This is a genomic window from Emcibacteraceae bacterium (genome assembly GCA_041396985.1).
Lineage (GTDB): Bacteria > Pseudomonadota > Alphaproteobacteria > Sphingomonadales > Emcibacteraceae > Pseudemcibacter.
In genome coordinates this window covers 433479-447125 of record JAWKXO010000003.1, presented here as the reverse complement: position 1 = coordinate 447125, position 13647 = coordinate 433479, and the positions used below count along the sequence as shown (strand labels likewise).

The 13647-nt window shown below is 44.9% G+C and carries 13 protein-coding genes; 7 read left to right on the top strand and 6 right to left on the bottom strand.

The window, feature by feature from the left end:
- Nucleotides 1-9: 9 nt before the first annotated feature.
- The 6 genes from R3D86_10245 to R3D86_10220 all read left to right on the top strand — a co-directional run bounded on the left by R3D86_10245 (nt 10) and on the right by R3D86_10220 (nt 4772).
- On the top strand, nt 10-1701 hold the full coding sequence (locus R3D86_10245; protein ID MEZ5758589.1) for an ABC transporter substrate-binding protein: 1692 nt from the start codon (nt 10-12) through the stop codon (nt 1699-1701).
- A 37-nt stretch (nt 1702-1738) separates the two neighbouring features.
- Nucleotides 1739-2026, top strand: a complete 288-nt coding sequence (locus R3D86_10240; GenBank protein ID MEZ5758588.1) for a YdhR family protein — start codon at nt 1739-1741, stop codon at nt 2024-2026.
- Nucleotides 2027-2125: 99 nt separating this feature from the next.
- Nucleotides 2126-2365, top strand: coding sequence for a YdcH family protein (locus tag R3D86_10235; GenBank protein MEZ5758587.1), 240 nt, complete (start codon nt 2126-2128; stop codon nt 2363-2365).
- 211 nt (nt 2366-2576) lie between these two features.
- Nucleotides 2577-3857 (top strand): pilus assembly protein TadG-related protein, encoded by a 1281-nt coding sequence (locus R3D86_10230; protein MEZ5758586.1) that lies wholly within the window; start codon nt 2577-2579, stop codon nt 3855-3857.
- Between the two features lie 5 nt (nt 3858-3862).
- Nucleotides 3863-4318: a TadE/TadG family type IV pilus assembly protein gene (locus R3D86_10225; GenBank protein MEZ5758585.1), complete on the top strand. Its 456-nt coding sequence runs from the start codon at nt 3863-3865 to the stop codon at nt 4316-4318.
- Between the two features lie 16 nt (nt 4319-4334).
- Nucleotides 4335-4772: a pilus assembly protein gene (locus R3D86_10220; GenBank protein MEZ5758584.1), complete on the top strand. Its 438-nt coding sequence runs from the start codon at nt 4335-4337 to the stop codon at nt 4770-4772.
- 12 nt (nt 4773-4784) lie between these two features.
- Here the strand turns inward: R3D86_10220 and pcaF are convergent, their stop codons facing one another.
- The 5 genes from pcaF to R3D86_10195 are packed head-to-tail and all read right to left on the bottom strand — an operon-like array spanning nt 4785 to nt 10106.
- Nucleotides 4785-5987 carry a 3-oxoadipyl-CoA thiolase gene (pcaF, locus tag R3D86_10215; GenBank protein ID MEZ5758583.1) on the bottom strand — a complete coding sequence of 401 codons (1203 nt, stop codon included), beginning with the start codon at nt 5985-5987 and terminating at the stop codon, nt 4785-4787.
- Between the two features lie 8 nt (nt 5988-5995).
- Nucleotides 5996-7303: an aspartate aminotransferase family protein gene (locus R3D86_10210; GenBank protein ID MEZ5758582.1), complete on the bottom strand. Its 1308-nt coding sequence runs from the start codon at nt 7301-7303 to the stop codon at nt 5996-5998.
- 11 nt (nt 7304-7314) lie between these two features.
- Nucleotides 7315-7965, bottom strand: a complete 651-nt coding sequence (locus R3D86_10205) for a 3-oxoacid CoA-transferase subunit B (GenBank protein ID MEZ5758581.1) — start codon at nt 7963-7965, stop codon at nt 7315-7317.
- Nucleotides 7962-8672 (bottom strand): 3-oxoacid CoA-transferase subunit A, encoded by a 711-nt coding sequence (locus R3D86_10200; protein MEZ5758580.1) that lies wholly within the window; start codon nt 8670-8672, stop codon nt 7962-7964. Before R3D86_10200 ends, R3D86_10205 begins: the two co-directional genes overlap by 4 nt.
- Before the next feature lie 21 nt (nt 8673-8693).
- Nucleotides 8694-10106: a hypothetical protein gene (locus R3D86_10195; protein MEZ5758579.1), complete on the bottom strand. Its 1413-nt coding sequence runs from the start codon at nt 10104-10106 to the stop codon at nt 8694-8696.
- Between the two features lie 177 nt (nt 10107-10283).
- Between R3D86_10195 and R3D86_10190 the strand changes: the two genes are divergently transcribed.
- Nucleotides 10284-11180: a LysR family transcriptional regulator gene (locus tag R3D86_10190; protein MEZ5758578.1), complete on the top strand. Its 897-nt coding sequence runs from the start codon at nt 10284-10286 to the stop codon at nt 11178-11180.
- Between the two features lie 9 nt (nt 11181-11189).
- Here the strand turns inward: R3D86_10190 and R3D86_10185 are convergent, their stop codons facing one another.
- Entirely contained in the window at nt 11190-13526 is a 2337-nt protein-coding gene (locus tag R3D86_10185) for a calcium-binding protein (GenBank protein MEZ5758577.1), read from the bottom strand.
- Between the last annotated feature and the right edge of the window lie 121 nt (nt 13527-13647).

Sequence of the window (13647 nt, the reverse complement as noted above, 5' to 3'; positions counted from 1 at the left end):
GAGAAAATAATGAAACACAGCTTTAAACTGGCACTAATAGTATTGGGGATCAGTACAAATGCCCTTGCTGATGAAGCAACTGTTGATAAATGGATTGAGGAATTCCAGCCATCCGCCTTATCAAAAGAACAGCAAAAGCAGGAAATCAACTGGTTTATTAAAGCGGCTGAGCCTTATAAAGGCATGGAAATTAAAGTTGTTTCTGAAACTATCGCCACCCATGAATATGAAAGCAAAACCCTCGCCCAGGCGTTTACGGAACTAACCGGAATAAAAGTCACCCATGATCTGATTGGCGAAGGGGATGTGGTTGAAAAACTTCAAACCCAGATGCAGTCAGGCGAAAATATTTATGATGCTTATATTAACGACAGCGACCTGATCGGCACCCACTGGCGTTATCAGCAGGCCAGAAACCTTACCGACTTCATGGCCGGCATTGGCAAGGATGTAACCAATCCCGGTCTTGATCTCACCGATTTTATCGGAACGTCTTTTACCACCGGTCCGGACGGCAAACTTTATCAGCTTCCTGACCAGCAGTTTGCCAATCTTTACTGGTTTCGATATGACTGGTTCACCGATCCCAAGAACATGGCCGATTTCAAGGCAAAATACGGATATGACCTTGGTGTTCCGGTCAACTGGTCAGCTTATGAGGATATAGCGGAATTTTTCACCGGCCGCGAAATTGACGGTAAAAAAGTGTTCGGTCATATGGATTACGGCAAAAAAGACCCGTCCCTTGGCTGGCGCTTTACCGATGCCTGGATGTCCATGGCTGGTATGGGCGATAAGGGGGAGCCAAACGGACTTCCGGTTGATGAATGGGGCATTCGCGTTAATGAAAATTCTCAGCCCGTCGGCTCCTGCATGGCCCGTGGCGGTGCAACCAATAGTCCGGCGGCCGTTTATGCGCTGCAAAAATATATTGACTGGCTAAAAAAATATGCTCCACCGGCAGCGGCCGGCATGGTCTTTTCAGAAGCGGGTCCCGTCCCAGCTCAAGGCGACATCGCCCAGCAGATATTCTGGTACACCACATTTACCCCTGACATGGTCAAGGAAAATATTCCTGTGGTCAATGCCGATGGTACGCCAAAATGGCGTATGGCCCCATCCCCGCATGGTGCCTACTGGTCGGAAGGAACCAAAATCGGCTATCAGGATGCGGGCTCCTGGACATTGATGAAATCAACCCCGGATAACCGTGCAAAGGCCGCCTGGCTTTATGCCCAGTTTGTGACCTCAAAAACCGTTGATGTTAAAAAATCACATGTGGGACTGACATTCATTCGCGAAAGCACTGTGCAACACCAATCATTTACCGAACGCGCACCAAAGCTTGGCGGTCTGGTTGAATTTTACCGCTCCCCCGCCCGGGTGCGCTGGTCACCGACCGGGACAAATATTCCGGATTATCCAAAACTGGCTCAGCTTTGGTGGCAGAATATTGGTGATGCGGCAAGTGGCGACAAGACGGCTCAGGAAGCGCTTGACGCCTTATGTATGGCGCAGGAAAGACTGTTAAGCCGGTTAGAACGTGCGGGCGTTCAGGGTCAATATGGTCCAAAATTAAATGATGAAAAAGGAGCCGATTACTGGCTGGCCCAACCCGGTGCCCCAAAAGCAAAAATCGCCAATGAAAAGCCAAAACCGGTGACGATCGGCTATGATGAACTGATTAAATCCTGGCAGTAAGGGTAAATCAGCCTATTCAGATTAAGGAGAATAGATAATGTATGTCGCTGTTATTAAATTTCAGACAAATCTGACAGAACAAGAAGTGCTTAATGTCGCGAACGAGCGTGCCGATGACTTTCGGGCGCTACCGGGGCTCATTCAGAAATATTATTTTAAAAAGAATGAAACCGGTGAATATGGCGGCGTTTATATATGGCAAAGTCTGGATGCAATGAAAGCTTACAGAGAGTCCGATCTGGCAAGTTCTATTCCGGCAGCCTATAAAGTTATTGGTCAGCCGACAATTGATACACTCGAGGTTTTATTTCCGCTCAGAACATAATTTTCTGAAATAGTAAAATTTCGATTTTTTTGATTAAGGTCAAACACTTAAAAATAGGGTTCATTTAATCTGTTCATATATTAAATGAACGGAGAGATTATGAGTAATACACCACATGAATTAAGGGAAGATTTTCCCGAATTTGCCGATAAAATCCACGAGTTAAAGGGGAATAATGCCCATTTTGCCAGACTGGAAGCTGAATATCACCAAATCAACCGGAAAATACACCGCATTGAAATTGGTGAGGAGCATGTTTCACAATTTACCGAAGAAGATCTTCGTAAAAAAAGAATGTTACTCAAGGACGAGATTTACAGTCTTCTAAAACAAAACTGAAATTAAGATAATTGATTACTGATTATTAATCAAAAGGCTAACAGATTAAACTTCTGCGCCGACCCTATGTAATCACTCAGTTTTTCAAAATCACTTTATGACAATTTAATGACAAATTTATCTTTCCTTAATTATTTTTTGAAGGATTGTATGTAGTCTTAATTTTATTTTATCAACTAGATGAAAGTTAAAATACTACATGTGGACTAAATTGAGGAATGTTTCGCAACATCTAAAGAATCTAAAAAATTCGGAAAATGGGGGTACACTTGTATTTGTTGCGTTAATGATGCCGGTTATCGCCGGTTTTGCCGGGCTCGCGTTTGATGCAACCGGGTGGTATATGGAAAAACGCATGCTGCAGAATGTTACCGATTCTTCAGCACTTGCCGCTGCCTATTCAATATCAAAGGGAAATGAAGCCGCTGAGGTTGAATTGGCCGCACATACTGACGCACAGACAAACAGCTTTACAGTTGGTGGAAGCAATACAATGCTCGTTGAAAGCCCCCCATCATCCGGCGATTATGCCGGACAGGCGAATTTTGTCATGATCACATCGACCACACCGGCATCAGGTACATTTACCCGAATTTTGGGAAGAGCCGACGGGACCATTAAAACTATCGCTACCGCCGGCATACTTGCAGTGGGAGAACACTGTATTCTGGCCTTGGACCATAAAATTGACAAAGCTTTGGAATTTTCCGGTACGTCGGACGTTGATATTAACTGCGGTGTAGCCTCCAATTCAAGCAGTTCAGAATCCATTTACCTGAATGGAAAAGCGTCACTAACCGCCAACCCGTCAGCTCAAGCATACGGCGATATTTACACCGGCGGCAGTGCAACGCTTAATGTGCCAAACCCTATTCAGCCATTTTCACAAAGATCCCCTGATCCTTATGAAAATATTGAAGTGCCGAGCGATCCAGCCTCATGTACCGATACAAATCTGAAGATTATTCATGATACCGATCCGGCACCAACGCCTGGTCGCTACTGTGGAGGTATAGATTTCGGCTCGCAAGCCAATGTACATCTTGATCCAGGTGTTTATATCATGGATGGAGGTGAACTTAAAATTAATGCTGGGGCCACCATAACAGGCGATGGGGTAACCATAATACTGACTGGTGATACACCTGAGAATGTTGCTACTATGAAAGTGAATGGTGGAGCTGATGTGACCCTATCAGCACCTACAAGCGGTGATTATAAAGGCGTAACCATTTATCAGGACAGAAATGCTGATCCAACTGGCAATAATGATATTCTCGGAGGCGCTAGTATGATCATAAATGGAGCTGTGTATTTTCCTTCTCAGGAAATTACCTATTCTGGCGGATCAAAAGCCATTTCAACCTGTCTGCAGATTATTGGTAAAAAAGTTACATTTAACGGGAATGCCGAGCTTTATAACGATCAGTCAACATGTGACTTATACGGCGTCACAAAAATTTCCCGAACTCTGGTAACATTAGTGGAATAATGCTGATGATAAAAAAAATTAAAACAATGTTTCTATCTGATGAGCGGGGTGCCTCTTTGGTTGAGATGGCTTTAATTATGCCAATATTATTACTGATAATGGTTGGATCACTTGATCTTGGGTCAGCGTTTGTCCGAAAAATGGAACTGTCGAATGCTGCCAAAGCGGGCATTCAATATGCCATGGTGAGAAAACCGGTTGAAGGTGATGTGACAGCAATAAGCAACGCCGTTACGGAATCAATTGGCGATAGCGGAAACGCATCAACAGATATTGATGTTGAACTATACTGCATGTGCGATGGTGCCAAACAGGTTTGCACCAATGTTTGCGCAGACGAGAATGTATCCGCCTTTGTAAATGTTACGGTTACCGAAAATTATACGACACCATATTTTAACTATAACTGGTTATTTTCTGAATTTCCTCTCAAGGAGAGTCAGACAATACAGTTAAATTGATGAAAAGATTGTGAATATGAGATTTGCAACATTTTTAAAGTTAAAAAATGATAATAAAGGCTCTACGGTCGTTGAATTCGCTTTTACTGCGCCTGTATTATTGCTTTTATTATTTGGTATGTTTGAATTCAGTCGCGTTCTTTTCACTCAAGGGATTCTGAGTTATTCAGCTGAGCAGGGAACAAGATTTGCCATGGTCAATTTTGATCATGATAATCTGGACCCTGACTATATAGATGCTATTAAAAGTGATATTGAAGACGTTTCTAGAAAAAGCTTCATTCTGGTAGATGATGCAAATATTTCAAATTTTGATGTTAATGTGATCACCAATGCGGATAATACCAGCACAGTCAATATTACGATTGATTACTCATATAATATGTCATTGCCGCTGATACCACATTTTGACTTTACACTTACCGGATCATCAAAATCATTTCTGGTTCAGTAATTTAGCCGTGTATTATACCCGCTCTATCACCAGGGATATTCCCTGACCGACACCGATACACATGGTGCAGAGTGCGTATCTGCCGCCTGTACGCTCAAGCTGATTTACGGCTGTCGTTACCAGACGTACGCCGCTCATTCCCAGAGGATGACCAAAGGCTATGGCGCCACCTTGCGGATTAATTCGCGGATCATTATCAGCAATTCCCAATGTTCTGGTGCAGGCAAGCACTTGCGCGGCAAAGGCTTCATTAAGCTCCAGGATATCCATTTCATCAAGGGAGAGACCCAGTCGGGCCAAAAGTTTTTGGCTTGCCGGAACAGGGCCAATTCCCATGGTTCTTGGCGGAACACCGGCAACCGCCATTCCCAAAATTCTGGCACGGGGACTAAGGCCATGTTTTGCCGCTGAATTTTCAGAAGCGATTAGTATTGCACCAGCACCATCATTAATTCCTGACGCATTACCAGCTGTAATCGTACCACCTTCAAAAATTGGCCTGAGCGCGGCCATTTTTTCAAGATTTGTCTGACGTGGATGTTCATCATTTTCAATAATGATCGGATCTCCGCGTCTTTGCGGAACTGACACGGCCGCAATTTCCTTTGCCGTATATCCTGCTTCTATTGCTGCGGCTGCTTTACTCTGGCTCCAATAGGCGAATTGATCCTGATCCTCACGGCTGATATTCAGTTCTTCGGCCAGATTCTCGGCCGTGCGCGGCATTGCATCGCTGCCATATTGTTTTTCAAGTTTTTTATTGATAAAGCGCCAGCCCATTGTTGTATCATACATCTGCTGGCCCCTATCATAAGGGCTTTCCCCCTTGCCGATGACAAAAGGTGCCCGTGACATGCTTTCTACACCACCGGCAATCATTAGCTCACCTTCGCCAACAGCGATGGAATTTGCGGCAATTCCAATGGCATTAAGCCCGGACCCACAAAGGCGGTTAACAGTCGTTGCCGCGACCTTTTCTGATAGTCCGGCCAGAAGAGTTGCCATCCGCCCGACATTGCGATTATCTTCGCCAGCCTGATTGGCGCAGCCATAAACCACATCATCTATGGCATCCCAATCAACGTTTTTATTTCTGTCCATCAGTGCTGAAATCGGTGCGGCGGCAAGGTCGTCTGCCCGAACAGAAGCAAGACCCCCACCATAACGACCGACCGGAGTTCTGATCACGTCACAAATAAAAACATTCTTCATCATATAACCTTCTAAAACTGATTTTTCATTTTCTTAAGACCACTAAGCACCGCTTCAGCAAGACGGTCAATTTCTTTTTCCTTCATTACGGTCGATAAGACCCCGGTACAGGTATTAATCATCATGATGCCGTCATCAAATAAATGGTCAAGCAGTGTTTTTGTCAGCGCCGCTTGTGCGGGTGTGACATACCCGTCCCGATAACTGACCGGTGCTTTTTCCTTCATATGGATACGGAACATTGAACCTTCTCCGGTTACACAAACAGGAACATCGGCAATTTTGATCGCTTCATTGAGGCTATCCCGCGCATAATCAGCGAGATTATTCAGCTTCAGAACCGCTTCCCGGTCAAAAAGTTTCATGGAAACAAGCCCTGCAGTCATGGTGATTGGATTTGCCGAGAAAGTCCCTGAATGCGGAAACAATACCTTACTCGCGAGAGGATCCATAACATCCATAACATCGGCACGACCGGCAAGCGCACCAACAGGAAAACCACCGCCGATCATTTTGCCCATGGCAGTAAGGTCAGGCATTATTCCCTCATACCATTCCTGTGCCCCACCATAGTTGGAACGGAAAGTGATCACTTCATCAAATACAAGCAGACTTTTATTTTTGCGGGTCCAGTTATAAATGGCTCTGGCAAATTCGTCACTTGCTGGAATAAGACCTATGCGATGCGGCATGACATCCAACAGCACACAGGCAATATCGTCAGCATTTTCTTCTAATATTTTTATGGCGCGCTCAGGTTCGTTAAAAGGAATGATAATGACATCGTCAAGTGTCGCTTTCGGGGTACCGTAAGCGACAGGTACACTGCTTGGTTTATCCACATCACCCCAGTTTTCAGGTTTTGAAGTCTGGCTGACCTCCGCATAATCATAGAGTCCGTGGTAAGCGCCTTCCGCCTTGGCAATTTTTGATTTTCCGGTAAAGGCGCGAGCGGCTTTGATGCAGCTCATAACCGCTTCGGTACCGGAATTGACGAAACGCATTTTTTCAAATGATTTACTTCTGCTGACGATATGTTCGGCATAGTCAATCTCAACTTCAGTGCCAATGGTAAAAGCGGTTCCTTTGGCAAGCTGCTCACTGACCGCAGCAACCACGGCCGGATGAGCGTGCCCATGGATAAGCGAGCACATATTATTGGCAAAATCAACACGGGTTACCCCCTCGACATCGGTGACATAACAGCCTTCCCCTTTTTCAACATATAATGGGTGGGGCTTTCTTAATATTGTATTTCTGCTGCAGCCGCCTGGCATGACCTTAAGGCCGCGTTCATAGAGTTCAGAGCTTTTTGACATTATTTATTTCCTTATGCGGCAATAAGCTTGCAGCCGGTTCTTTCCTGTACATAATCGAAATCAACCCCGGGGGCGAGTTCAACAATTTTAAAGCCTTGCGGCGTCACATCAATCACCGCGAGATCGGTATATATCCGGCTAACAACACCAACGCCGGTCAGTGGGAATGTGCATTTGGAAACGAGCTTCGGATATCCCTTATTTGTGACATGCTGGGTAATGACATTGATGGTTTTTACACCAGCAACCAAATCCATTGCCCCGCCAACTGCCGGGATTGCATCCGAACTTCCGGTTGACCAGTTGGCAAGATCGCCGTTTTCAGCAACCTGCATGGCACCAAGTACACAAATATCAATATGACCGCCACGGATCATGGAAAAACTGTCCGCATGGTGAAAATAGGCCGCCCCCGGAATGGCGGTAACAAGTTTTTTTCCGGCATTGATAAGTTCAGGATCTTCCTCTCCCGGTGCCGGCGCATCCCCCATACCAAGCAGGCCATTTTCAGTATGATAAATCACTTCACGTCCTGACGGCACGTAGCGCACAACTTTTTCCGGAATTCCAATACCCAGATTTACATAGGCACCATTCGGGATATCCTGTGCTGCACGCTCCGCCATCTGTTCACGGTTCCAGCCAATTTCCTGTTCACTCATGGATATGTCTCCCCGGCTTTTACAAGTTCAGATTCGTGCAGTGGGTTAGAAACCTCAACCACAACATCAACAAAAATGCTGGGGGTCACCACAATTTCAGGATCAATATCTCCGGCTTCCACAAATTCTTTGGTTTGAACAATTGTTGTTTTAGCAGCCATGGCCATAACAGGCGCAAAATTACGGGCCGTTTTATTATAGATCAGGTTCCCATAACGATCAGCTTTTAGTGATTTAATCAATGCAAAATCTGCGGTCAGTCCATATTCAAGCACGTAATCACGCCCTTTAATATTGCGGACTTCCTTGCCTTCAGCAAGGGGCGTTCCGACGGATGTCGCAGTATAAAAAGCCGGCACACCGGCACCTCCCGCACGGATGCGTTCCGCCAGGGTACCTTGGGGCACCAGTTCCAGTTCGATTTCCCCTTTGGTATAAAGATCGGGAAATACAAATGAATTTGCTGATTTTGGAAACGAACAAATCATTTTGGCGACACGTCTGTTTTCAATCAGTGCAGCAAGTCCAACATGCCCGGATCCCGTATTATTATTGATGACCGTAAGGTCCTTGGCCCCCTGATCAATCAGGGCATGAATAAGTTCGATGGGGCTACCCGCCTCACCGAACCCGCCGATCATAACGGTGGCGCCATCATGGATGCCTGCCACCGCCTCGTGGACCGAACTTATTTGTTTATTGATCATAAACTCAACGTCCCAAATCTATTAGGCTTTAATGCTGAAAAGACCTGCTTCGTCGTAAATCACACGGTCTTTAAAACCATCAAACCAGATAGCATCAGGATTTCGTCCGACAATGGCAACCTGACCTTTTTTCGGTGCATCTTCAGCAGAACGAAGAAGCTTAAAGATCACGACGCCATTTTCTGCGCCTTTAACCCCTTCCATCGGTTCGTTGGTCACCGCAACAACTTCGGTTTTACCATAATAATGGGTAATTGAAAGCCGGGCATGGGCCTCAACACCGGACAGTCCACGTTGAGAAGTATTCAGAATACGCCATGCTTCCTCAATTGGAACGTTAAAGGCTTTGTGGCCTACAATATCACGTCCACAGAAGAAATAATGGTTTTCAACTTTGTTGCGACGAAGTTCACGTTGCATGATACGAAGGGCATCAGGGTCATTATTAATATTTTTAATGATAGGGGCCTGGTTATCGACAGTCACAAAATTGCGCTTTCCAAATTCCCTGATCGCACGCTGGGTGCTTTCAACCCATTTTAGACCACCATCCGGCAGATCAATATAATTGCCGTTCTCGTCTTTTTCGAGGAATTCATCCGGATGGTTAAAATGAATCATAAAGCGAAGTTTTGTATCAGGATATGCAGCATGGAAGTCATCCATCATTTGAAAGAATGCATCATCAAAACGGTCCGGGAAGAAAGCAAGCTCTTTTGTTCCAAGTCTGATGTTTTCAATACCAGCCTCAGCAAGAGCAGCCCACCATGAGGCAATCCCCTTATTAGCAAGAACCATCGGGTCACCACCAGACATCAGTATTTCACGAAGCTTCTCACGTCCTGTTTTTGGATGATGGCCGCCATTTTCAGCCACAATCTTATTATGCTCAACAATATATTCAACCAGATCAGGTATTTGGGCAAGGCCTTTTGCCTGAATTGAGCCATCTTCACGAACGATTTCTTTCTTTGCAATCAGTTCTTCACGGTAACAAAAACGACAGTGCGCCGAACATGTACCCGCAACATAAATAAGACCCATTTCATATTTATGAATAAGTCCTTCGACCGGGCTGTAGCTCATTTGCTTTCCTGGGTCTTCAGAACCATCAAGATCAAAGGTTTCAGCCGGGCTGGCTTTAATCAGCGTGCGAAGTGGGGCACTGACTCGGGCCCGCTCAAAATAATGACGGGTGATTTTAACAGGCATACGCGCTTCAAGGTCGCGGTTCGTCCCCTTAAGCGCTGAAATAGCATCAATTTCTTCCTGACTGTAAAAATCTTTCATGTCATCATCAACTTTTCCGTCAATGAATTTCTGAAGACCGGCAACAATTTTACGGTCATATTTTGCATTCTCTACTTTGGAAAGAAAATCTGCTTCTTTTTCAGTTGGGATATGCTTTTTTCTTACTGGACTTTGAACATTCATGATAACGCCCCTTATGGCTGAAATTAAAAATATATGGAAATGGCCATTTTTATTACAAAAACTCACTTCAATATATTGATTGAAATTAAAATTTGCCGTAAAATACAAAAAATTATAGGCAATAACAACCTATTCTTGATCATAGGTTAATGACTTTTTGTAATGGATTAATGGTCTATGCTGGGACAAAGAAGACTTATACCAAGCACCAGCATGCTTATGGCGTTCGAGGCATCAGCAAGAAACAGCAGCTTCACCCTCGCAGCCCAGGAACTAAACCTGACCCAGGGCGCTATAAGCAGGCAAGTAAATGCTCTTGAAGAACAGCTTGGGATCAAATTATTTAAACGGGTCAAGAAATCCATCATCCTGACTGATGTTGGGGAAAAATACGCAACTGAAATTGCCGGTGCCTTAAGGCTGATCCGCAACGCTTCTCTCAATGCCGTAAGCGACACGCAGGGACAGACTTTAAATTTTGCTATTTTGCCTACTTTTGGTATGCGTTGGTTGATGCCGCGCTTTCCTGATTTTCTTGCCAGAAACCCGCAAATCACAGTGAACTTTACCAGCAAACTTTCCCCATTTGATTTCGCAAATGAAGAGCTTCACTGTGCTATCCATTTCGGCCATCCAAACTGGCCGGGAACAGAAGGGACATTTTTAATGAGTGAAGAAGCTGTTCCCGTGGCAGCCCCATCACTTATTGGTGATCATATGGTTAAAAGCGCCGAAGAAATTACCCGCATCCCGCTTTTACATCTGGAAACCCGGCCTAATGCCTGGTCCGACTGGTTCAAACAAAACGATATTACGCCACCCAACAGTCGCGGCATGATTTTGGAACAGTTTTCCATGGTCACCCAGGCCGCGGTTGCCGGGCTTGGCGTCGCCATCCTCCCTCATTTTCTGATAAATACAGAACTTGAGCGGGGCGAACTGGAAATATTAATGGATGTTCCCCTAGTAAACAGCGCCGGTTATTATCTGATCACGCCTTCAAGCCATTCAGGATATGCCCCAGTCGTTGCCCTCAAGAAATGGTTATTGGAACAGGCAGGAAAAGTCAATTAACTGATCGTCTTAAGTGATCGTCTGCACGATATCTTCGTCAATCAATAACGCTGCAGCACCAAATGTATAACTATGATAGGTGTTTGTATCAATAATCTGATCAGCTCCTTGCACCCATCCTTGGCCAGTTGAATTTACGGTATCTTCGCTATCACCTGCTATTATGAGCTGATTGCCACCATCTGTTACATCCAGAACATCCTGAGCCGTCAACGTCATGCTGTTCGCATTTTCAATGTCCAGATCAATAGTCTCGATATTTGTCAGAGCTACGACTGATAAATCAATCTCTTCAGCTTCATAAACCAACAGCAGAGTATCACTGTCTGCCCCCCCATCATAAGCGTTGGCACTCCCATCATAAATCAATATATCATCTCCCGCATCACCGAATATTGCGTTAAGTCCTCCATTACCCCGGATTGAATCGTTTCCGTTACCACCGTTAATAGTATCATTTCCATCGCCCGTTGCGATCAAATCATCACCGTCTTTTCCGTTTACAGTCAATCCAACTGTTACATGCACCTTGCTTAATGTTGAATTGTTGTTATCCACGGCATCAAAGACATTGGTAATTGTTTCATTGAAGCTTGCAGCCGGTTTGAAAAATCCGGCTTGTGACCCGATTTCCGTATAAACCAAAACTTCTGTTCCGGTGCCTGTATAACGATGATAAATTTCCCCGTCATACATAACATCCATGGTATAGGTCCAGGTCGATGCACTGCTTACTGAATCTGTATCATGTCCCAAAATCACCAGGAAATTATCCACGTCGGTTACATCAATAACATCCTGGTTTGTGAGGGTAAGGCTTTCCCTATAATCATGGCCCATACGGACTTCTTCAATGTTAACAGCACTCACAGTGGACAGGTCGACTGCAAAAGTTGTTATTGCACTTGAGCCTATAAGATCCAATTTATCAAAACCATCACCGCCATCAAACTGATCTTCCGTTGCGGAGCCTTCCGACTGGTAGGCATAAAAATAATCATCCCCACCTCCGCCTGATATTATATCCGCCCCTTCATCACCATCCAGATAGTTGTCGTTATCATCTCCTGTGAGAACATCATCATGGGTTGAGCCAAAAACACCATCAATATTTGTAAATGTATCTCCTGTCGCATCGCCACCAGATGCAGAATTGGTTGCCAGATTAATTGTTACGCCTGCTGTAGATAAAGCATAACTCAAAACAGCCTTGTCAGCTTCACCGTCAATCGTGTCAGCACCTTCACCGCCTTCAATAATATCCCAGCCGGTACCGCCAAAAATCGTATCATTGCCGGCATCCCCATAAATCAGGTCCTGATCATCACCACCATCGATAATATCATTGCCGGCATCCCCAGAGATTAAATCAAACCCGGCACCGCCATTTATCGTGTCTCCCCCATCACCACCGGAAAGGATATCATGACCATTTTCACCGTTTATAGTGTCAACACCCTCAAGACCAAAGATTAAATCATTACCGTCGCCACCATTTATGGTATCGCTTCCTGCGCCACCTTCAAAATAATTAGCCAGTGCATCACCCGTCAGAGTGTCATTGTAATCACTCCCTATGATCCCTTCGATATTGGTATAGGTATCCCCCTGAGCATCGCCAAGACTACCAAAACCAGAGCCAAGATTAGCAATAACTCCGGATGGGGAAGCTGTATAAGCAACATAATCTTCACCTGCCCCTCCATCATAAACATCGGCACCACTAAACCCTTCGAACAAATTATCAGCTGAATTTCCTGTGATCGTATCATTATAATCGCTACCAAAGACCCCCTCAATAGTCGTATATCTGTCCCCGGTTGCATAACTACCGGACCCCTGACCGGTTGCAAGATTAACCGTTACGCCGCCCGGTGAATCGATATAGCCAACAAAATCAAAACCGGGCCCACCCACCAGCATATCAGCACCAGCACCACCGGATAGAACATCAACGCCAGCACCTCCTTGGAGTGTATCATTCCCACCTTGCCCAAATAAATAATCATTGCCCGACCCTGTTATAATTGTATCATCTCCACCTGCCCCTGACACAGTAAGGTCCGCAGTACTTGTGGATCTGTTAAAGACACTATCCAGATCATTATTTGCTAGAAAAGTATTGGTTGAAATCTCAGTAAAACCGGCAACCTGAGGCGTAGTAACCCCTCCGCCACCTGCGGGTGGAGCTGAGGTTGTAGGGCTTGCTCCTCCCCCGTCACATGCTGCAAGAGATAATAATGCAAGTCCGGAGCTACTAAATTTAACTGCCCGACTATTTATAACATAATTTTGATTGGTCTTTTTATTGAAATTATCTGCTGATTTAAGTTTGGAAAAATGCATCTTACCCCCCTGAATGAACATACAAGAACTAAAGTAAGGCTAAATTTTAAAATCCAAATTGGCAAGTCTTTTATTAATCTTTTGTTAACTAAACACTCAAATTCTATCGATTTTAATACAA

Coding starts and splice junctions, on each gene's coding strand:
- R3D86_10200 (MEZ5758580.1), bottom strand. CDS start 8,672: ATGATCAATAAACAAATAAGTTCGGTCCACGAGGCGGTGGCAGGCATC.
- R3D86_10210 (MEZ5758582.1), bottom strand. CDS start 7,303: ATGTCAAAAAGCTCTGAACTCTATGAACGCGGCCTTAAGGTCATGCCA.
- R3D86_10240 (MEZ5758588.1), top strand. CDS start 1,739: ATGTATGTCGCTGTTATTAAATTTCAGACAAATCTGACAGAACAAGAA.
- R3D86_10220 (MEZ5758584.1), top strand. CDS start 4,335: ATGAGATTTGCAACATTTTTAAAGTTAAAAAATGATAATAAAGGCTCT.
- R3D86_10245 (MEZ5758589.1), top strand. CDS start 10: ATGAAACACAGCTTTAAACTGGCACTAATAGTATTGGGGATCAGTACA.
- R3D86_10225 (MEZ5758585.1), top strand. CDS start 3,863: ATGATAAAAAAAATTAAAACAATGTTTCTATCTGATGAGCGGGGTGCC.
- R3D86_10195 (MEZ5758579.1), bottom strand. CDS start 10,106: ATGAATGTTCAAAGTCCAGTAAGAAAAAAGCATATCCCAACTGAAAAA.
- R3D86_10235 (MEZ5758587.1), top strand. CDS start 2,126: ATGAGTAATACACCACATGAATTAAGGGAAGATTTTCCCGAATTTGCC.
- R3D86_10190 (MEZ5758578.1), top strand. CDS start 10,284: ATGCTGGGACAAAGAAGACTTATACCAAGCACCAGCATGCTTATGGCG.
- pcaF (MEZ5758583.1), bottom strand. CDS start 5,987: ATGATGAAGAATGTTTTTATTTGTGACGTGATCAGAACTCCGGTCGGT.
- R3D86_10185 (MEZ5758577.1), bottom strand. CDS start 13,526: ATGCATTTTTCCAAACTTAAATCAGCAGATAATTTCAATAAAAAGACC.
- R3D86_10205 (MEZ5758581.1), bottom strand. CDS start 7,965: ATGAGTGAACAGGAAATTGGCTGGAACCGTGAACAGATGGCGGAGCGT.